This window comes from Myxococcus xanthus, from assembly GCF_013116825.1.
GTDB lineage: Bacteria > Myxococcota > Myxococcia > Myxococcales > Myxococcaceae > Myxococcus > Myxococcus xanthus_B.
Map to the genome: position 1 here is coordinate 16,932 of NZ_JABFNS010000012.1, position 20,679 is coordinate 37,610.

The following is a 20,679-nucleotide window of genomic DNA, read 5'->3' on the forward strand; positions in this document are numbered from 1 at the left end:
CTGATGGCGAAACTATCTACACGCATTTCCGAATTGCCTGTCGTCAAGCTCGCGTACCTCGCGAGCCAGCTGCGCTCGAAGAAGGAGCTGCTGGCGGCCGAGCCCATCGCCGTGGTGGGCATGTCCTGTCGCTTCCCCGGCGGAGGTGACCTGCCAGAGACGTTCTGGGAGCTGCTCGCCGAGGGCCGCGACGCGACACGGGAGGTGCCTGCCTCTCGCTGGGACGTCGACGCGTTCTACGACCCCACGCCCGGTGTCCCGGGGAAGATGTACACGCGCCGAGGCGCCTTCATTGACGGTGTCGACCTGTTCGACCCTGGCTTCTTCGGCATCACGCCGCGTGACGCCAAGGGCATGGACCCACAGCAGCGCTTGTTGCTGGAGGAGTGCTGGCGCGCCCTGGAGCGCGCCGGCATCCCGCCCGCCGGCCTCACCGGGAGCCGCACCGGCATCTTCCTGGGGCTGATGCACAACGACTACAACCTGCTGGGCATCGCCGAGAACCTGGAGTTCCACTCGGCGTCGCTCAACTACCCGTCCGTCGCCGCGGGACGCATCTCCCACACGCTGGGCCTGCAGGGGCCCGCGGTCTCCGTGGACACGGCGTGCTCGTCGTCCGCGGTCGCCATCCACCTGGCCTGTCAGAGCCTCCGCAACGACGAGAGCGACCTCGCGCTCGCCGCGGGCGCGAACCTGAACCTCTCTCCCGTCACGGTGATGGTGGAGTGCCAGAACCGCATGCTGGCGGCGGATGGCCGCTGCAAGACGTTCGACGCCTCCGCGGACGGCTTCGGGCGCGGCGAGGGTTGCGGCGTCGTCGTGCTCAAGCGCCTGTCGGACGCGCTGGCCCATGGCGATGCCATCCTCGGCGTCATCCGGGGTTCGGCGGTCACGCATGACGGCCGCAGCAGCGGCCTGATGGTGCCGAACGGGCGCTCACAGGAGCGCGTCATCCGGGCGGCCCTGGACAGCTGCGGCGTGGAGCCGGACCAGGTGGGCTACATCGAGGCCCACGGGACGGGGACGCTGCTCGGCGACCCCATCGAGATGGAGGCGCTGCGGTCCGTCTTCGGGCGCAAGGGTGCTCGCGCTGAGCCGCTGTACGTCGGCTCGGTGAAGACGAACATCGGGCACCTGGAGGCCGCCGCAGGCGTCGCGGGGCTCATCAAGGTCCTGCTCGCGTTGCAGAACGAGGCCATCCCCGCCCACCTGAACTTCGAGCGGCCCAATCCGAACATCCGCTGGGACGACATGCCCGTCACCATCCCCACGGCCACGCGACCCTGGCTGCGGGGGGACAAGCGCCGCATCGCGGGCGTCAGCAGCTTCGGCTTCAGCGGCACCAACGTGCACATGGTCGTGGAAGAAGCCCCCGTGCTGGCGCGGCTCCGCGTGGAAGCGGAGCGCCCGGCCCATGTGCTGACGCTGTCTGCGAAGAGCGAAGCCGCGCTCGAAGCGCTGATGGAGGCGCAGGAGCGCGCGTTGCCGGAGGACCCGGTGACGCTGGGAGACTGGTGCTACACGGCGAACACGGGCCGCTCCCAGTTCGAGCACCGCGCCGCTGTTTCGGGCGCCACGGCCGCGGAGCTGCGCGCGAACCTGACGCGGCTGCGCGAAGAGAAGCTGCGCCCGGCGCGCGAACCCCTGCGCGGAACGGAGAGCCCCCGGCCCGTCTTCCTCTTCACGGGGCAGGGCGCGCTTCGACCTGGCGTGGGACGGGAACTCTTCGAGACGCAGCCGGTGTTCCGGGCCGCGGTGGAGCGGTGCTCGAAGGCGCTGGAGGGCCTGCTCGATTGCAGCCTCGAAGCGCTCCTCTTCGGGGACTCCTCGGCGACGCTTCTGGAGGACACGCGCCATGCGCAGCCCGCGCTGGTGGCCCTGGAGTATGCGCTGGCGGAGCTGTGGGGCGCCTGGGGCGTCACGCCAGCGGCCCTCATCGGGCACAGCCTGGGAGAGTATGCCGCGGCCGCTGTCGCGGGGGTGTTCAGCATCGAGGAGGCGCTGCGTCTGGTCGTGACGCGCGCGCGGCTCATCGGCGAGCTGCTGGGCCCCGGCGCGATGCTGGCGGTCTCTGCTTCGCTCGACGCGGTGAACCGGGCCATCGCGCCGCACGCCGGCGCGGCCTCCCTGGCGGCGGTCAACGGCCCTGATGACGTGGTCATCTCCGGGACGCCCGACGCCATCACCGAGGTGGAGCAGGCGCTGTCGAGCCAGGGCATCCAGACGAAGCGTCTGCGGATGTCCTACGCCTTCCACTCCACGCAGATGGAGCCCGTGCTGAAGCCCTTCGCCGAGTCCTTCCAAGGGCTCACGCTGTCGGCACCGCGCATCCCGCTGGTGTCCACGCTGGAGGGCCGGCGTGTCGGCGACGAAGTCTCCCGGCCCGAGTACTGGTGCCGCCAGATTCGAGAGCCCGTCGCCTTCGCCAAGGCGCTGGAGGCGTCGCGGGAGGACGGGCACCGGACCTATCTGGAGCTGGGGCCAGCGCCCATCCTGGCTGGCATTGGCCGCAGGACGTTCCAGTCGGAAGAGCTGTGCTGGCTCCCCAGCCTGCGTCCGTCCACCGGAGAGACAGCGCAGCTGCTCTCCAGCGTGGCGGAGCTGTACATGCGTGGCTTCGACGTGGACTGGGCTGCGTTCGATGCGCCTTTCGAGCGGCGTCCGCGCTGCTTGCCGACGCATCCCTTCCAACGTGAGCGCTACTGGTTGGACTCGCAAAGCCCCGAGAATCGCCGGGGCCATGTGGCGCGTGACGATGCCGCGCGAGGCGAGGCGCACTCCCTGCCGGGGACGCCGCTGTCGCTCGCGGGTGCGAAGGAAACGCGCTTCGCGGCCCGGCTGAGCAGGCACGAGCCCGCCTTCATCGCGGAGCATCGTGTGCTGGGCAACCCCGTGCTGCCAGCCGCCTGCTACGTCGAGATGGCGCTCGGCGCCGCGCACCACGCGGCATCGGGCGGGAAACCTCTGGCGCTCACGGCCATCGAGCTGGAGCGCGCGCTGGTCTTCGCCGAGGGACAGTCACAGGACGTCCAGACAGTGCTGACGCCTGAAGAGCAGGGCTCCCGCTTCGAGATCTTCGGGCAGACGACAGGGACGGCGGACCGGAGCTGGGCCCGGCTGGCGCAGGGCCGCGTCACAGAGGGCCGCACGCACCCGGAGAAGGTGGCCCTGGAATCGGAGCTGTTGCAGGCGTTCCCCCGGCAGGGCTCCGTCAGCGCGCACTACGACATGATGGCGCGCGGTGGGTTGGAGTACGGCCCTTCGTTCCGAGGCATCGATGCGTTGCGGTTCGGCGGGGAGGGATGCCTCGCCCACGTTCGGCTGCCCGATGCGCTCGTCATCGGTTTGGGGGACTACTGGCTGCATCCGTTGCTGCTCGACGCATGCTTCCAGACGGCGGCGGCGGCGTTCACGGACGGCGGCGCGCAGGTGGCGGGAGAAGGGCAGGGGCGCATCCCAGTCGCCATCGAGCGGCTGCGTTGGTTCAAGCGGCCCGGGAGCAGCATCTGGGTGCACGCCCGAACCGGGGCGCGCACGTCGCTCGCCGAAGGATTGGTGAGCGCCGACCTCCGCATCCTGGATGAAGACGGCGTCGTCGTCGCCGAAGTGGAAGGCCTGCTGCTCAAGCAGGTCGACCGCCGCGCGTTCCAGGCGGCCTTCTCGGGGGCGATGCAGGAGCTCCTCTTCGAGCTGGCGTGGCGGGAGCAGCCCGTGCCCTCCGCGCGTGACCAGGTGGCTTCGCAGTCCGGGCCCTGGCTGTTGCTGGTGGACTCGGACCGCGTCGCGGACGAAGTCAGGGAGTTGGCGCGGCAACGCGCTTGGACCTGCGTGGTGGCCACGCCCGGTGCATCCTACGAACGCGTCGACGCGACCCACTACCGGCTGTCCCCCCATGACGCCGCGGGCTTTGACCGGCTGCTCCAGGACGTCTCCGCTCCAGCGGCCGTGGCCTACCTGTGGGGGCTCGGCGACCGTTCTCCTGAATCGCTCTCCGGCGTGGTGATGGCGAGCACCGTGGGCGCGCTTCACCTCGTGAAGGCGATGGCGCGTGCCAACTGGCCGCAGCCGCCTGCCCTCTGGATGGTGACGGAGAGCGCGGTAGCCGCCACGCCCACGGATGCGGTGGAGGGCTTTGCTCAGGCCTCGCTCTGGGGCTTCGGCCGCGCGGTGGCCATCGAGCACACGGAGCTCATGTGCCGCACGGTGGACCTGGAGCCGGGCTCCGAGTCGCTGGAGCGCTTGTTCCACCTCATGGCCCAGCCGCCGCAGGAGAACGTCATGGCCCTGCGCGGCGGCCGGCTCCTGGGCGCGCGCCTCGTGCGTCCTGGCAAGCCGCCTGAACGCGCGGCCCCCGCGCGGATCCACCCGGAGGGCGTCTACCTCGTCACGGGAGGCCTCGGAGCGCTGGGGCTCGCGACGGCGGAGTGGCTGGTGGGGGCCGGAGCGCGGCACCTGCTGCTGGTGGGACGGAGCGAGCCCACGGACGCGGCGAACGCTCGGCTCGCGGCGCTGACCGCCCGGGGCGTCGGCGTCACCGTCGCGCGCGCCGATGTCTCTCGCCAGGAGGACGTGCAGCGGCTGGTGGCGGGCGTGTCCGAGCGGGGCCAGTCCCTGCGAGGCATCATCCACACGGCGGGTGTGCTGGATGACGGCGTCATCCTGCACCAGGATGCGGAGCGCTTCTCGCGCGTGTTCGCTCCCAAGGTGCAGGGCGCGTTGAACCTGCACCGCGCCACGGCCGGGATGCCGCTGGACCTCTTCGTCATGTACTCGTCCGCGGCCTCGCTGGTGGGCGTGGCGGGGCAGTCCAACTACGTGGCGGCGAACAGCGTCCTGGACTCGCTGGCGCACCACCGGAACCGCCTGGGACTGCCAGCCCTCAGCATCAACTGGGGACGGTGGGCGGGCGCGGGCATGGCCGCCAAGAGCGCGGACCGGCCGGAAGCGTCGGAGGCCGCCAGCCTCTCACCCGAAGTCGCGCTCCAGGTCTTTGAGCAGCTGCTGGAGCAGGGGGCCGTGCAGGTGGGCGTGGTGCCCTTCAGCGTCTCCTCGCTGGAGGCGGGGCCTTCGCCCGGCCATGGCCCCTTGTTCTCCGAGCTGATGCTCCGTGAGCAGGCCCGGTCCGCGACGGCTTCGCGGATGCATGAGCTGATGGAGGAGCTGAAGCGGGCGGACGGAGAGCGCCGGCGCGCGCTGCTGACACGGTACGTGCAGAGCCGGCTGGGGCCCTTGCTGGGCTTCGCCCCGGACCACGAGGTCCTCCAGAAGAGGATTTCCTTGAATGAGATGGGGCTCGATTCGCTGCGCGCGGTCGAGCTGAAGAACCGCATTGGCCGCGAGCTGGGAGTGGACCTGCTCATGGCGCGTTTCATCGACGGCACCACGCTCGACGGGATTGTGGATGCGCTGAGCACCCAGCTCGAGCTCAAGGAGTTGCTCGCGCGTGCTCCTGCGGCCGAGGCCGCAGCCGACATCGAGGAGTTGACGGTATGAACCTGGGGGAATTGCTCGCCGAGCTGAATCGGCGGGGCCTGGAAGTCCGGGTGGAAGGCGACGCGCTGAGGCTGCGCGGACCGAAAGGCGCCGCCACCTCGGAGCTTCGGCAGTCACTGGCGGAACACAAACCCGAGCTGCTCGAGCTCCTGCGTGCCCATGACCGGGGGCAGGAGGAGGCGCCCATCATCCCGGTTCAACGCACCGGGCCCGCGCCGCTCTCCTATGGGCAGACGCGGCTGTGGTTCCTCGACCGCCTGGAGCCCGGGAGCACCGCCTACAACCTGATGCTGGCGTTGCAGGTCGAAGGGCACCTCGACGTGGCCATCGTGAAGCGCTGCTTCACCGAGGTCATCCGCCGCCACGAGGTGCTGCGCACGCGGTATGCCGAGCACGCGGGCGTCCCGGTCCAGATTGTCGATCCGGAGCCCCGCTTCGACTTCCGCGTGCTCGACGAGCGCGAGGTGCTGGCCTCCGAACCCGCGGGCGTGGAGGCCTTCCTCCAGCGCGAGGGCAAGCGGCCCTTCGACCTGGCCACGGGCCCCGTGATGCGTGTGCTCATCATCGAGCGGGGGCCCCAGGGACAGTACCTCCAGCTCTGCCTGCACCACATCGCGGCGGACGTGTGGGCGCAGGCCATCCTCGTCCGCGAAATCGTGACGTTGTATGGCGCCTTCGCCAGTGGCCAACCTTCGCCGTTGCCGCCCCTGACGCTCCAGTACTCCGACTTCGCTGTCTGGCAGCGGGAGTACCTCCAGGGCGAGGTTCGCCAGAAGCTGGTGGACTACTGGCGCAAGAAGCTGGAGGGAGCACCTCCGCTGCTCGAGCTTCCCACGGACCATCCTCGCCCCAAGGTGCAGTCGAACCGAGGCGGCGAGGTGCGCTTCGAAGTGGGCCCCCAGCTCACCGGCGCCCTGAAGGCGCTGAGCCATACGGCCCGCACCACGCCCTTCGTGGGGATGCTGAGCGCGTTCTTCGTGCTCCTGCACCGCCTCACGGGGCGTGAGGACCTGGTCCTGGGCGCGAACTCCATCAACCGGACGCGCACGGAGCTGGAGCCGTTGGTGGGCTTCTTCGTGGACAACCTGGTGATGCGGGTGGACCTCGGCGGAAACCCGGGGTTCGCCGCGGTGCTGGAGCGCGTGCGTGAGACGGTGCTCGATGCCTTCGCTCACCAGGACCTGCCCTTCGACCTGCTCGTGGAGGAGCTGAGGCCCGCGCGCAGCCTGGGCTTCAACCCGTTGTTCCAGGTTGTCTTTGCGTGGGTCCGCGCTTCCGGCGAGGCCCAGGACGAGACGGGCCTGCGCATGCGGCCGATCGAGTTCGAGGCGGAATCATCCCGCTTCGACCTCAACCTCTTCGTGGATGACCACGGCGACCGGTTGTCGGCGCGGATGGTGTTCAACCGCGACCTCTTCGAGCAGGGCACCATCCAGCACTACGTGGACTGCTTCCAGGTGCTGCTCGAAGGGCTCGTGGCCGAGCCCCAGCGGCCGGTGGGCGAGCTGCCCGTGCTCCCCGCGGATGTCCGCGAGCGCGTGCTCCGGCAGTGGAACGACACGGGGACGCCGGAGGCGGAGGGCGCGTGCCTCCATGCCCTCATCGAAGCCCAGGCGCTGCGCACGCCGGATGCGGTGGCCGTCGTCGTGGATGACTGGGAGCTGACCTACGGCGAGCTCGACCAGCTCAGCGACCGGGTCGCGGCGTCACTCCAGGATTGGGACGTGGGACCGGAGGTGGTGGTCGGCGTCTACCTGGACCGCTCGGCGGAGCTCATCGTGAGCCTGCTGGCGGTGATGAAGGCAGGGGGCGCGTTCCTCGCGCTCGACGCAGACGAGCCCGTGGACAGGCTCCGCCACATCGTCGCGGATGCCCGGCCCCGGGTGGTGATTTCTTCCACGAAGCTGTCCGAGCGCCTCTGGGGCATGGGGGGCTTCGTCACGCTCCACGTGGACGAAGGCTTTCAGGGCGTGCCCGCCGCGCCCGGCCAGCAGCTCCGCCGTGACGTCCTCCCCGACCAACTGGCCTACATCCTCTACACGTCAGGTTCGACGGGCCGGCCCAAGGGCACGGAAATCACGCACCGGAGCATCGTCAACTACCTGCGCTGGAGCGTGGACGCCTACCGGCTTCGCGAAGGGACGGGGAGCCCGGTGATTGGCTCCGTCAGCTTCGACGGCACGCTGACGAGCCTCTTCGCGCCGCTCCTGGCGGGCCGCGCGCTGTTCCTCGTGCCACGCGGTCACGAAATCGACCAGCTGACGTCCCGGGACTACCCCGAGCAGGGCTTCAGCTTCATCAAGATGACGCCGTCGCACCTGCGGGCCTTCAACGGCCTGGGGCGCACGCGCGAGGTGCTCGGCCGCACCCACGCGGTGGTGCTGGGCGGGGAAGGGCTGCACGGCGTGGACCTGGCCGCCTGGCGGGAGCAGGGTATCCCCACGCGCGTCATCAACGAGTACGGCCCCACCGAGGCCGCGGTGGCGTGCTGCTTCGAGACGCTGCTGCCGGATGGCCCGCCGCCCCCGGAGCGGGTGCCCATTGGCCGGCCCATCCCGCACATGCGGTTGTACATCCTGGACCGGTATCTCCAGCCCGTGCCCGTTGGCGTACCCGGCGAGCTGTACATCGGCGGCGTCGGACTGGCCCGAGGCTACCTGCGCCGGCCGGACCTGACGGCGGAGCGCTTCGTCCCCAACCCCTTCGACGGGGGCCCCGAGGGCTCGCGGCTCTACCGCACGGGGGACCACGCCCGGTATCTCTCCGACGGCCGCATCGAATACCTGGGCCGCCAGGACGACCAGCTCAAGATTCGCGGTCACCGCGTCGAGGCGGGAGAGGTGGAGGCCGCGCTGGGCCGCCATCCCGACGTCGTCCAGGCCGCGGTGCTCCTGCAGCGCCTCCCAGGCGGGGCGCCGCGCCTGGTGGCCTACGTGCAGCCTCAGTCGATGGAGAACGGTGACCTGCGGGCCGAGCTGCGCAAGTCCCTGCGTGAGGTGTTGCCCGAGTACATGATGCCGGAGGTCATCGCGGTCCTCCCGGAGCTGCCGCTGACGCCCAGCGGGAAGATTGACCGCAAGGCGCTCCCGCCCGGGGTGTCCGAGGCCCCCGTCGCCGGCGCACTGGCCCGCACGGAGGCGCGGACCGACACGGAGCGGCAACTCCAGGCGCTGTTCGGCGAACTCCTGGGGCTGAGCACCGTGGCGCCCTCCGACAGCTTCTTCGAACTGGGAGGCCACTCGCTCCTCGCCGTCACGCTCATCTCGCGCATCTCCGCGAAGCTGGACATCGAGGTGCCCCTCAACGAGGTGTTCGACCGTCCCACCGTGGAGTCCCTGGCGCACTGGATTGAGGAACACTCCAGCAAGGTCACCGCGCTGATTCGCCAGCTTCCGGCCTGTGTGGTGGCGCTGAAGCCGCTGGGGCGCAAGCCGCCGCTGTTCCTCGCCCCGCCGTCCGCGGGCAGCCCGGCCGTCTACGTCGCCCTGGCCCGCCACCTGGACGCGGAGCAGCCCGTGTTCGGCTTCCAGATGCCTGGCGTCATGGACGACCAACTGCCTCCGGAGACCATCGAGGACACCGCCGCGCTGTATGTGGCGGCCCTGCGGCAGGTCCAGCCGCGCGGGCCGTACCGGATCGCGGGCTGGTCCTACGGAGGGCTCGTCGTCTGTGAGATGGCGCGGCAGCTCGAAGCGCTCGGGGAACAGGTGGCGCTGCTCGGCTTGATTGACGGCGCGGCGCTGGACCGGCTGGCCGCCCATGACGGTACCCCGCAGGAGATTCCCGCGGGCTCCCAGCTCATCAAGGTGCTGGGGGAGGCCCAGATGCCGCGGGACTACGCCAGCCTGAGATTGATAGGCGAATGGATGGGAATCAGCCTGCCCGAGGCATGGGCAGACCTGCTTCGTCGGGATACAGATGGGCAGTATTCATACCTGTGGCGTTTCTTGCGAGACAGCGCGCTGACAGCCCGGAATTTCCTGGCAACACGCCGCTCGGAGCAACTCTATACGTTCTCTTCGTATGGAGGATTCGCCACACTTTTCAGGACGGGTCCGGTGACGATTGGAGGCGATCCGCTCGTCGACAGTGTGCGCAGATTCGCGCTCGCGGGGACGGAAGTGATACCGGTTCCAGGCAATCACATGACGCTCATCATGGATGAGCGGAATGTCGCCGTGCTTGCAATTGAAATACAGAAATGTCTGGATAGGGTTTTGCCGCTACCGCCAATCGCAGAAGTGTCTCGGGCGGAAATGCCAGCAACGGGGCTGGCTGCGCAGCTCCCCATGGAGGTCATGTAATGCCGCACCGAGTCCTTGCAATGGATGGTACGTCTATTTCCGGCGGTGAGGGGTATGTCACCGCGGGCTTGCTCAAGTCGTTGAAGGAGACGCTGACCAGCCGAGGCGGCGGGCAGAGCCTGCTGAACGACGTGGAGCTGTTCTCCGGAACGTCCGCGGGGTCCTTCAACGCCGCGTTCTTCGCCACCTACGAGAACCCCGATGACGCCTTCCCCAAGATCCTCGACTTCTGGGGGGAGGTCGTCCAGATGAACCGCAAGGCGGTGTCGCTGGGGCGGACCGCCATGGCGCTGACGGGCAACGCCGCGCTGCTCGACTCCAGCTACATGCGCGACTTCTTCTGCAGCTACTTCGGCGCCACGTTGCGCCTGGGAGACCTGAAGCGGAAGGTGGCGCTGCCGTCCTTCCAGCTTGACGGCCACCGCAAGTCGCTGCGGACCTGGAAGGCCAAGATCTTCCACAACACCGGCCCGGACAACGACTCCGACCACAACGAGCTGGTGGTGGACGTGCTGATGCGCAGCGGTTCGCCTCCGCTCTCCTATCCCGTCTACCAGGGCATCCGGGAGCAGGGCAGCGGCTACGTCGACGGCGGCATCTTCGCCAACAACCCGTCGCTGGTGGCGCTGGCGCAGATCATCAACAACATCACCCGCAAGAGCCGCTCGGAGAAGGTGGAGACGCTGGAGACGGAGCCGCCCGACCTGACGAACATCCTGATGATGTCGGTGGGCAACGGCTGCATGTCGTCGTACCTCACGCCGCGCTTCTGCAAGGGCGTGGCCAACTGGGGCTTCTCCAAGTGGCTGCTGGACTTCCACGACCCCATGGTGCTCGTGAAGATGATGCTGGAGGCCGGCTCGGACGCGGCGGACTACCAGTGCCGCATGATTCTGCGGAAGAAGTACTTCCGGCTGAATCCCGTGGTGGACCAGACGCTCTCCGCGGCGAACCTCAAGCAGGTGGAGTCCACCGTCCAGAGCCTGCTGAGCACGCAGTCCACCGTCTCGCAGCTCAACCGTGCGCAGACGTGGCTCGGGAAGTCGGGCTGGGTGTCTGACGCGGCGAAGGCGGCCTAGCGCGAGAGGTGGATTGAGATGGCCAGGATCATTCTTGTCTCCGGTACCGGCGGTTCCGGGAAGACCACGGTGGCGGCCGCGACGGGGCTCGCGGCTTCCCGCCGGGGGCTTCGGACGCTCGTGCTTTCGTTCGACCTGTCTCGCGGCCTCAGCGCCGCCATGGGCGTCGAGAGTCCACTCTTCGCTGGCCCCCGGGGCGTTCCCGTGGGCGTCAACGACCACCTGTCCTTCCACGAGGTGGATGTTGGAGAAGAGCTCCGTCGGGGATGGAACGGAGGCCAGGGCGGACTGGCCGCGCTCGTGGATGGCGGGCCAGAGCGCGTGAACGCGGAGGAGGTGGCGATGACGGCCGAGGCGGCCCACGTCGTCATGCTCCTCCGGCTGGGCGAATACCTCCGCGAGCAGCAGCACGACCTCGTCATCGTGGATTGCCCGTCCACCCGCACCGCCCTGCAGTTGCTCAACACCGTGCCAGCGATGAGCTGGTACGCACGCAGGCAGCAGACCCCCACGCAGGCCGGGCGCAAGGCACGCCTGCTGGCGGCGAGCCTCCACGGCGCGGACGCGAGCCTGGAGGTTCGTGACCGGCTGAACGCCGTGGACGCGCTGCTGCATGACCCGGAGGTGACGACCCTCCGGCTGGTGACCACCGCGGACACGGTGTCCGGACAGGAGGCGCAGCGGGCGTACACGTACTTCAGCCTGCTCGGCCTCGCGGTGGACTGCGTCGTCGTCAACCGACTCGCACCGGAAGCCGCCGACGCCGGCTCCGACCCGGTGCGGGCGCAGCAGCCACACGTCGAGAGGCTCCAGCGCGCCTTTTCGTCGCTGCTGGTGTTGAAGGTCCCGCACCAGGCCACGGAGGTGGTGGGGGAGAAGCCGCTGGAGGTCTTCGCGGAGCAGCTCTACCAGGGAGAGGACCCCGTCCGTCTCACGGCCCCGCAGCCTGCCCTGGGCATCCGCAAGGACGCAGTGGATGCGTACTCGCTGGAGGTGCGGCTCCCCTTCGCGGCGAAGAGCGATGTCGAGCTCTCCCGTCGCGGCGCGGAGTTCGTCATCCAGGTCGGGGCCGTCCGGCGCAACGTCGTGTTGCCTCGGATGATTGCAGTCCTCCCGACGTCGGGCGCCCGCATGGAGGGTGACCGGCTGATCGTGAGTTTTCAGAAAGAGAGAGGTGTTTGATGTCCACGCAAGATGATCGTTATCCGCAGGGTTCCTTTGGCGCTTCGCCGGAGTACGGCGCTCGGTTCGCCGAGCTCACCAACGCCCTGATTCCGGGCGGGCGAGGCCTGGTGCAGCAGCTCTTCCGCGCGAAGCAGGAGGCGCTCAAGGGCGTCGCGCAAATCCTCGATGCGCAGATTCACGAGCTGCAGCACATCGACGCGGCCATCGAGGACCGGGCGAAGCAGGCGCACACGGCCCCGGCGGCGGGCCAGCCGCACCGGTCCGGCGTGTCGTTTGGCGATGTGCTCCAGAAGGCGGGGGACCTGATCCTCGCGAAGCGGCCGAAGGGGACGACGGGTTCCGAGGCTTGCGCCCGGCCCAGCGATCGCCGTGCGCCTCCTGAGAGCGCTACCACTCCGGATTCAAGCAGCCCGGCCGCTGCGTCCAGCTCCGCGCCGGAACCGTTGGAAAAGATCTCCATCAGCTAGTCGAAGCGAAAGGGGTGGGCAGTGTCGGATGAGTCCATTCGAGTGAGGATGTCCAACGAGGAGAATGCTCTCTCGATGGAGTCAATGACGCCCTTGCAACGGGCGGCATTGGCCATCAAGACCCTCCGGGCGCGCGTGGATGGATTGGAGCGCGCGCGCTCGGAGCCCATCGCCGTCATCGGCATGGGGTGCCGGTTCCCCGGCGGCGCGAACGACCCGCGCGCCTATTGGGAGCTGCTGCGCGGCGGCGTCGATGCCGTGAGCACCGTCCCACCGGACCGCTGGGACGTGGACGCGTACTACGCGGCGGACCCGGACGCGGGCTGGAAGATGGTGGTCCGTGAGGGTGGGTTCCTCAACCAACCCATCGCCGGCTTCGACAGTGAGTTCTTCGGCCTGTCTCCGCGCGAGGCGAACTACGTCGACCCGCAACAGCGCTTGATGCTGGAGGTGTCCTGGGAAGCCCTGGAGGACGCTGGAATCGCCCCGGGCTCCCTGGTGGGCAGCGACACGGGCGTCTATGTCGGCTTCCTGAGCAGTGACTACGGGCGCGTTCCCTTCAACGCGGTGCAGACGCGGGACCTGCCGTACATGGGGACCGGGAACGAGCTCAGCTTCTCCGCGGGGCGTGTGTCCTACGTGCTGGGCCTCCAGGGGCCGTCCATGGTGGTCGCGACCGCGTGCTCCTCGGCGCTCGTCTCCGCCCACCTGGCCTGCCAGGCGCTGCGGCAGGGGGAGTGTTCGCTGGCGCTCGCGGGCGGGGTGAACGTGATTCTCCGGCCGGACAACAACATCGTCCTGTCGAAGATGCGGGCGCTGGCGCCGGATGGGCGCTCGAAGACGTTCGACGCGTCCGCCAATGGCTACGGGCGCGGCGAAGGCTGCGGCGTCCTGGTGCTCAAGCGGCTCTCGGATGCGCAGCGGGACAAGGACCGCATCCTCGCCGTCATCCGCGGCTCCGCGGTGAACCATGACGGGCTCAGCGGCGGCCTGACGGTCCCCAACGGACCCGCGCAGGAGAAGCTGCTGCGCAAGGCGCTGGAGTCGGCGAGCCTGGCTCCAGCGGACGTGAACTACATCGAGGCCCATGGCACGGGGACGCCGCTGGGCGACCCGATCGAGCTGCGGGCGCTGGACGCGGTGCTCCGGCATGGGCGCGGCGCGGACGCGCCGTTGCTCGTCGGCTCCGCGAAGACGAACCTCGGGCACCTGGAGTCCGCCGCTGGGGCCGCGGGGATGATCAAGGTCGTCCTGTCGCTGGGACAGGACGAGATTCCTCCGCACCTGCACTTCCGTACGCCCAACCCGGCCGTGGACTGGCAGCAGTTGCAGATCGCCATCCCCACGCAGGTGACGCCGTGGCCCAAGGGCGACAAGCCCCGCGTGGCCGGTGTCAGCGGCTTCGGGCTCAGCGGCGTCAACGCGCATGTCCTCATCGAGGAAGCTCCGCCCGCGCCTGCCCGGACGCCGGATGTGGCGCCGCGGCCAATGCACGTCCTGACGCTGTCCGCGCGCAGCCCCCAGGCGCTGAACGAACTGGCGCAGCGCCATGCGCAGGCGCTGGGCGGCCCGGGGCTCGCTGCACAGTCGCTGGAGGACATCTGCTTCACCGCGAACACCGGGCGTGACGCCTTCCGGCACCGGCTCGCGGTGCTGGGGAGCTCACAGGAGGCCATGCAGGCGCAGCTGACGTCCTTCCTGTCCGGGCAGACGCCATCGTCGGTGCTGCGCGGGAAGGCGGACGGGGAGCCCCGGCTGGCCTTCCTGTTCACCGGGCAGGGCGCGCAGTGGCTGGGCATGGGGGAGGAGCTCTTCCGCACCGAGCCCACCTTCCGCGAGACGCTCCTGCGTTGCGACGCGGTGCTGAAGCCGTTGCTGGGCCAGTCGCTCATCGACCTGCTGCACCCCGCTGAACGCGACGCGCAGGCGCGAGCCCGGCTGGACGAGACGGGCTTCACCCAACCCGCGTTGTTCGCGCTCGAGTACGCCCTGGCGCAGGTGTGGATGCAGTGGGGCCTCCGCCCGGACTTCGTGATGGGGCACTCCGTGGGTGAGTTCGTGGCGGCCTGCGTGGCCGGCGTCTTCACCCTGGAAGAGGGATTGGAGCTCATCGCCACGCGCGCCCGGCTGATGCAGTCCCTGCCCGCGGGCGGGACGATGGCCGCCGTGTCCGCGGATGCCGCGGAGGTGGAGGCGCTGCTCTCCCGGTACGACGGGCAGGTGTCCATCGCGGCCCTCAACGGCCCCCGCAACGTGGTGATTTCGGGGCGCGAGGCCGCCGTCAATGAATGCGTGGCCGAGCTGACGCGGAAGGGCAAGCGCGGAACGATGCTGCGCGTCTCGCACGCGTTCCACTCCGCGTTGATGGACCCCATCCTCGACGCGTTCTCCAACGCCGTGGCGAAGGTGAAGCTCCAGCCTCCGTCCATCCCGCTGATCTCGAACCTGAGCGGGCACGAGGCCGGGAAGGAGATCCTGACGCCCGGGTACTGGGTGCAGCATCTTCGTGAGCCGGTGATGTTCGCCCGGGGCATGCAGACGCTGGAGCAGGCCGGCGTGAAGGCCTTCCTGGAGGTCGGCCCGAAGCCGACGCTGGTGACCATGGGCCAGTCCTGCATCACGCGGGAGGACACGCTCTGGGTGGGCAGCTTGAGGCCGGAGCGCTCGGACTGGCAGCAGATGCTGGAGGGGCTCGCGGCCCTTCACGTCGCGGGCGTGCCGGTGGACTGGCGGGGCGTGGACCAGGGGCGCGAGCGCCACAAGGTCGCGCTGCCCGTCTATCCCTTCCAGCGGCGCAATCACTGGATGGACCTCAACGGGTCCACCTGGGACATCCCGGGCGTGAGCTCCGCGCCGGAGGCAGGGGCCTCTCGAGGACATCCGCTCCTGGGCCAGCCGCACGCGTCGCCTTCACAGGTGCGTCAGTTCGAGTCCTCCGTGGGCGCCGCGAAGCCCGCCTTCCTGAAGGACCATGGCGTCTACGGACAGATTCTGATGCCGGGCGCGGCCTACGTGGAGATGGGGCTCGCCGCGGGGGCTTCGCTCTTCGGCTCAGCGGGCGGGACGGTGGACGAAATCACCTTCTCGCAGGCCCTCTTCCTTCCGGAGGAAGGGGCGCGCCGGGTGCACCTGCTCTACTCGCCGGAAGGCGAGCGCGCCGGGCGCTTCGAAATCCACAGCCAGGAGGAGCGCACGGGAGAGGGTGAGCCGGCGTGGATCCTCCATGCCCACGGAAAGCTCTCCGCGACGACGGCCTCGCCAGCCGAGCGCGTCGACGTGGAGCGTCTGCGGGCCTCGCTGACTCGCGAGGTGCCGGTGGAGGGCTACTACGCGAAGCTGGGGCAGGCGGGGCTCGCGTATGGCCCCAGCTTCCGGGGCATCCAGTCGCTCTGGCGGGGTGAGAACGCGGTGCTGGGGCGCCTGGCCCTCTCAGGCAGCGCCGCGGCGGACGCGGGGCAGTATCAGCTTCAGCCCGCGCTCCTGGATGCGTGCTTCCAGATGGTGGGCGCGGTGCTCGACGAGGAAGGGGATGCCGCCTACCTCCCCGTGGGCGTCGGCAAGGTGCAGGTGCAGCGCGGTGGGCTGGGTGAGGTGTGGGCCCATGCGACCCTGGCGCGGAGCGATGACCCGAAGGGCCCGGGCTACGTGTGCGACATCCAGTTGCTCACGGCGGATGGGGAGCGCGTGGCCACGGTGGAGAAGCTGCTGCTGCGGCGCATCACCCGGGAGGGGCTCCTGGGCGCGAAGAGCAAGCGCTACCAGAGCTGGCTGTACGAACTGGAGTGGCAGGCCCGGCCGCTGGAGGCGCCAGCGGCAGGGGCGGAGGAGGCGCACGCCGGGACACAGTGCCTCATCCTCGCCGACGCGGCGGGGCTGGGCGCGCGCCTGGCCGAGCGACTGACGCAGCGAGGCTGGCACGTGGTGACGGTCCCTGCTGGAGCGCGAGCCACGGTCGATGGCCGCGATTCGGCGCTCGCGCTCCTGGGCCAGTTGCGCCCGGAGGCGCTGCAAGGGCCCCTGCATGTCATCGACCTGTGGAGCCTGGACGGTGGTGGGGACGACATCCCCGCGCAGGCCCTTGGACACGGGACGCGGGTGCTCGTGCTCGCCCAGGCGCTCGTCGAGGCCAAGGGAAAGAGCACCTCGCTCTGGCTGGTGACTCGCGGTGCCCAGGCGACCTCGGAGAAGGAGCGCATCACCCACCTGGGGAGTTCGGTCCTCTGGGGCCTGGGCAAGTCCATCACCCGCGAGCATCCGGACCTCCATTGCCGGCGTGTGGACCTGGATGCCAGCGCGTCCGAGCATGAAGTCGCGCAGCTTCAGGCGGAGCTGCTCGGTGCGAGTGCCGAGGACGAACTCGCGTTTCGCGGAGCCACGCGTCGCGTGCCCCGGTTGGTGCGCAGCCGGAAGCTCCGTGGGGCGAGCGGCGAGCCCGCGCTGAAGCCGGACGCGAGCTATCTCGTCACGGGTGGCCTCGGCGGACTGGGGCTCATCGTCGCGGAGCGGCTGGCGGAACGCGGAGCCCGTCACCTGGTCCTGATGGGGCGGCGTGAGCCGGGGCCCGAGGCGCGCGCTCGGCTGGAGGCGCTGGAGCAGCGCGGCGTCACCATCCACTGCGTGCAGGGCGACGTGGCGGTGGCCGCCGACGTGGAGCGCGTCCTCGCCGGGCTCTCCGGACGAGTGCCGCCCCTGCGTGGCGTCATCCACTCCGCGGGCGTCATCGATGACGGCCTCTTCGTGCAGATGACGCCGGAGCGGCTGGCCAGGGCGTTCGCGCCCAAGGTCTCCGGTGGGTGGAATCTCCACCGTGCCTTGCAAGGCACGGCGCTGGACTTCTTCGTCGTGTTCTCCTCGGCGGCGTCGCTCATCGGCTCGGCGGGACAGGCCAACTATGTGGCCGCGAATGCCTTCCTGGATGCGCTGGCCCGCTCCCGCCAGGCCGACGGGCTGCCCGCCCTGAGCCTCAACTGGGGCGCCTGGGCCGAGGTGGGCGCGGCGGCGGAGGAGCAGATTCGACGCCGCATGGAGCAACTGGGCTTCGGCGTGATTCCTCCGGAAGACGGCCTCCAGGTGTTCGAGCAGTCCCTGGGGCTGAGCGGTCAGCTCGGTGTCCTTCCCGTGGATTGGGCGGTGCTCGGCCGGCGCGGACGGTCGCCGCTGTTCGAGGCCTTCATCGAGAAGGCCAGCCCCGCGGCGAGCGAGGGGATTCGTCAGCGGCTGGAGCGGCTCGAGCCCAAGGAGCGGCGCGGTGCCTTGCGTGCGCACGTGGGCGAGCTGGTCAACGGCGTGCTGGGGCGTCCCACGACGGAGTCGCTGGACCCGAACCAGGGCTTCTTCGAGTTCGGCATGGACTCGTTGATGTCCGTGGAGCTGCGCAACGTCCTGCAGCGGAGCCTGGGCACCTCGCTGCCCGCGACGGTGGCCTTCGACAACCCCACCGTCAACGGGCTGGTGGACTACCTGGCGGCCGAGGTCCTGGGCCTGAAGGAAGAGGCAGCCGCGCCCGTGGAGGAGGCTCCCGAGGACGCGGAGCTGGAGTCGCTCCTGGCGGACGTGGACAGCCTGGACGATGACACCGTCCAGGCCATGCTTCGCCGGGGCCGCTGAGCGGCTACGGCTGCCGGGGCCTCGCGTCGTAGACGAGGTCGGCGATGGCGGAGATCGTCTGAAGGTTCTCAACCTTCAGCGACTCCGAGGGAATGGTGATGCCGTACTTCTTCTGGACGAAGCCCATCATCCGGGCGGTCTCCAGCGAGTTCAGTACGCCGAGCTCCAAGAGGGGCGTGGAGGAGTCGAGGTCCTCCGCGTCCCCATCCAGGAGTTCATCCGCGACATAGCGAGTCAGGACATCGAGCAGGTCGTCTCTGTTCATGGTGTTGGGGTTGCTCCGACTGCGAGTTCGGCATGGACGGCCTGGACCACCTGGGCCGTCAGCTCGTTGAGGAAGAAGTGGCCGCCTGGGAACATCTTCATCGAGAAGGACTGCTGTGTTTGCAGTCGCCACTCGTCGAGCGCGGCTTCCGAGACGCGAGGGTCGCGAGTGCCACCGAAGGCACACAGCCGCACCGGAAGCGGAGGCTCCTCCTGGTAGGTGTAGCGCTCTGAAATCTTCAGGTCGGCGCGCAGGATGGGGAGGATGAGGTCCAGGATCTCCGGCTGCGCCAGGACCTGCTGCGGAATGCCGTCATAGCGAGCGGACAGCTCGCGGATGAAGTCGTCTCGCCGCAGGCCGCTCAGTGGGGGAAGTCCACTGCGCCGGGAGGGCGCCTCGGAGCCGGAGACGACCAGGGTGCCAGGCAGCGGAAGGCCCCGGCGGCGGAGCTCTCGCGTCAGCTCGAAGGCGATGAGCGCGCCCAGGCTGTGGCCGAAGAAGGCGAAGGGGCCATCGAAGAGGGGCGACAGCTCCCGCACGAGCGCGTCCAGCAGTCGTGGGAGTTCTTCCACGGACGGCTCATGCAGGCGGTTCTCCCGGCCGGGCGGCTGAACGGCGCACACCTCGATGTCCGCTTCGGGGAGCAGGTCGGGCCAACGGAAGTAGGGGAGGCTGCCGGCTCCCGCGTAGGGGAAGCAGAACAACCGGAGGGCAGGCGACGCCTGGGGTTTGCGGCGGACGAGCCAGGGGGACTCGGCCGCCGCGATGCTGGATTCAGGGTTCATTGACGATGGATGAGGTGATGGACAGGGGTTCTATTTCCGGCAGCCGTCGCGGACCCCGCGGGCCGTCGCCGCGAGGGCCTCGATTCCCAACGCGAGCCAGTCCGCGCCGTCGCGCGAGAACCGCTCGGCCAGCTCTGCGTCCACCACCGGGGCCCGCTTTGAGCCAGGGCGAAGCTGCTGGAGGAAGTTCTCCCGGGCGGTGACGGAGTTCCGAGCGGAGCGCTCCGCGAGCTTGATTCCGCTGGCGAAGACCTCCGACAGGTTGGGGTCGCGCAGGTTGGACGGAGAGCCCTCGGTCGATTCGCGGCAGCGCCGCGCGAAGTCCGCCGCCGTGTGCTGGGAGGGCGACGTCAACAGCACGCGCTCCAGCACGGAGGCCTCCGGCCCGGGCGTGTCGAAGTTCGCCGCGTCTCCCTCCGCCTCGCAGACATCCATGGCGTCCAGGGCCGCTGCTGGCGCCAGCGCCCGAGGGCAACCGCCGAGCTGTTGCAGCTCCCGCCGGCAGGACTCCACGTCCACGGGCGGAAGCGGCAGGGCGGAGATGAGGGAGAACAGCGAGTGCAGCACGGGCAGCTTCACGGTTTCCGAGCCCGGCAGCGCCTTCAGGACGCGCTGCACGGAGTCCCAGGGCTTGGGGTCCCCGGGTGTGTAGAGCTTGAGGTAGCCCTGCTGGAGGAAGCTCAGCCAGCCCTCCGCGAAGGCTTGGGCGCGCTTGCGGCTCTCAGGCGAGGCGATGCGAGAAGCTTCGTCATACACCGCGAGGAAGTACTCGAAGCAGATGGCCTTGCGCAGCCGGATGATGCGCTCCCCCGCGGTGGCGGCCAGCGTCGCGGGCGGCGTCGTGGACAGCCCCAGCAGCTCGAGCTCCTCCGCGCTCAACCACACGCGTCCCCGCTCGAGATCCGCCTGGAGGTCCACCCCATCATCGAACATCTGCAGGCCCACGGCGGAGAGCTTCGCGATGCGCCGCACCGTGGCTTCGTCCACGTCCTCAAGCTGGAGTCGCTGCGCCATGTAGGCGCCCGGCACGGCCTTCAGGTACCAGAGGGAGAACAGCTCATGCGCGGTGAGCGGACGGCCCTGGTCCAGCGCGTCCCGTTCCGCGGCGAAGGCGCGAAGCTGCTCCACGAGCCTCCGGCGGCCGTCCATGAGCGGGGGCGCGGCGGCCATGAACTCCCGCAGCGCCACGATGGCGTCCAGGTCCTCGGTGAGGAGGGAGGCGTCGTCGAGGGCCGCGTAGCCGTTCGCGCGGACCCACTCATCGATGCGCCGGACGCCAAACCAGTAGTACGTCCAGAGGCGACCTTCAGACTCCGTGGCGGCAATCTGTGGCAGGTAGCCCAGCACATCGACTTCGAGGAGCCATCGCCGCATCGCGGCGAGGGAGATGTCGCTCAGTGGGTTGCCCTGCAGGTCGACCGCGCTTTTCATGTCACGCCTCCTCGGGAAGAGCCAGGAGGGTGACAGGATAGTGAGGGGGGCTGCATGCTCCAG

General features: G+C 69.5%; 9 protein-coding genes. 6 read left to right on the plus strand and 3 right to left on the minus strand.

The genetic code is table 11. The features are described 5' to 3' along the window. Positions 1–3 precede the first annotated feature (3 nt). From HNV26_RS05125 to HNV26_RS05150, 6 genes are all read left to right on the plus strand, one after another. Positions 4–5,493 carry a type I polyketide synthase gene (locus tag HNV26_RS05125; protein ID WP_171440681.1) on the plus strand — a complete coding sequence of 1,830 codons (5,490 nt, stop codon included), beginning with the start codon at positions 4–6 and terminating at the stop codon, positions 5,491–5,493. Continuing rightward, complete coding sequence (locus HNV26_RS05130) at positions 5,490–9,797, plus strand: non-ribosomal peptide synthetase (RefSeq protein WP_171440682.1); 4,308 nt, start codon at positions 5,490–5,492, stop codon at positions 9,795–9,797. The genes HNV26_RS05125 and HNV26_RS05130 overlap by 4 nt, the downstream gene beginning before the upstream one ends. After that, positions 9,797–10,876 carry a patatin-like phospholipase family protein gene (locus HNV26_RS05135; RefSeq protein WP_171440683.1) on the plus strand — a complete coding sequence of 360 codons (1,080 nt, stop codon included), beginning with the start codon at positions 9,797–9,799 and terminating at the stop codon, positions 10,874–10,876. The genes HNV26_RS05130 and HNV26_RS05135 overlap by 1 nt, the downstream gene beginning before the upstream one ends. A gap of 18 nt (positions 10,877–10,894) precedes the next feature. Beyond that, positions 10,895–12,058 (plus strand): ArsA family ATPase, encoded by a 1,164-nt coding sequence (locus HNV26_RS05140; protein WP_171440684.1) that lies wholly within the window; start codon positions 10,895–10,897, stop codon positions 12,056–12,058. Next, complete coding sequence (locus tag HNV26_RS05145; RefSeq protein ID WP_253816250.1) at positions 12,058–12,528, plus strand: hypothetical protein; 471 nt, start codon at positions 12,058–12,060, stop codon at positions 12,526–12,528. The genes HNV26_RS05140 and HNV26_RS05145 overlap by 1 nt, the downstream gene beginning before the upstream one ends. Before the next feature lie 75 nt (positions 12,529–12,603). After that, positions 12,604–18,135, plus strand: coding sequence for a type I polyketide synthase (locus tag HNV26_RS05150; protein WP_253816251.1), 5,532 nt, complete (start codon positions 12,604–12,606; stop codon positions 18,133–18,135). 4 nt (positions 18,136–18,139) lie between these two features. Here the strand turns inward: HNV26_RS05150 and HNV26_RS05155 are convergent, their stop codons facing one another. Genes HNV26_RS05155 through HNV26_RS05165 form a run of 3 tightly spaced genes read right to left on the minus strand, consistent with a single transcriptional unit; the run spans position 18,140 to position 20,616 of the window. Further along, positions 18,140–18,400 (minus strand): acyl carrier protein, encoded by a 261-nt coding sequence (locus HNV26_RS05155; protein WP_090490716.1) that lies wholly within the window; start codon positions 18,398–18,400, stop codon positions 18,140–18,142. Continuing rightward, positions 18,397–19,185 carry a thioesterase II family protein gene (locus tag HNV26_RS05160; protein WP_171440687.1) on the minus strand — a complete coding sequence of 263 codons (789 nt, stop codon included), beginning with the start codon at positions 19,183–19,185 and terminating at the stop codon, positions 18,397–18,399. Before HNV26_RS05160 ends, HNV26_RS05155 begins: the two co-directional genes overlap by 4 nt. A 30-nt stretch (positions 19,186–19,215) precedes the next feature. Next, entirely contained in the window at positions 19,216–20,616 is a 1,401-nt protein-coding gene (locus tag HNV26_RS05165; RefSeq protein WP_171440688.1) for a hypothetical protein, read from the minus strand. Positions 20,617–20,679 lie beyond the last annotated feature (63 nt).

Excerpts from the sequence above, each read along its gene's own strand:
- HNV26_RS05125 (WP_171440681.1), top strand. The coding sequence starts at position 4 with ATGGCGAAACTATCTACACGCATTTCCGAATTGCCTGTCGTCAAGCTC.
- HNV26_RS05130 (WP_171440682.1), top strand. The coding sequence starts at position 5,490 with ATGAACCTGGGGGAATTGCTCGCCGAGCTGAATCGGCGGGGCCTGGAA.
- HNV26_RS05135 (WP_171440683.1), top strand. The coding sequence starts at position 9,797 with ATGCCGCACCGAGTCCTTGCAATGGATGGTACGTCTATTTCCGGCGGT.
- HNV26_RS05140 (WP_171440684.1), top strand. The coding sequence starts at position 10,895 with ATGGCCAGGATCATTCTTGTCTCCGGTACCGGCGGTTCCGGGAAGACC.
- HNV26_RS05145 (WP_253816250.1), top strand. The coding sequence starts at position 12,058 with ATGTCCACGCAAGATGATCGTTATCCGCAGGGTTCCTTTGGCGCTTCG.
- HNV26_RS05150 (WP_253816251.1), top strand. The coding sequence starts at position 12,604 with ATGGAGTCAATGACGCCCTTGCAACGGGCGGCATTGGCCATCAAGACC.
- HNV26_RS05155 (WP_090490716.1), bottom strand. The coding sequence starts at position 18,400 with ATGAACAGAGACGACCTGCTCGATGTCCTGACTCGCTATGTCGCGGAT.
- HNV26_RS05160 (WP_171440687.1), bottom strand. The coding sequence starts at position 19,185 with ATGAACCCTGAATCCAGCATCGCGGCGGCCGAGTCCCCCTGGCTCGTC.
- HNV26_RS05165 (WP_171440688.1), bottom strand. The coding sequence starts at position 20,616 with ATGAAAAGCGCGGTCGACCTGCAGGGCAACCCACTGAGCGACATCTCC.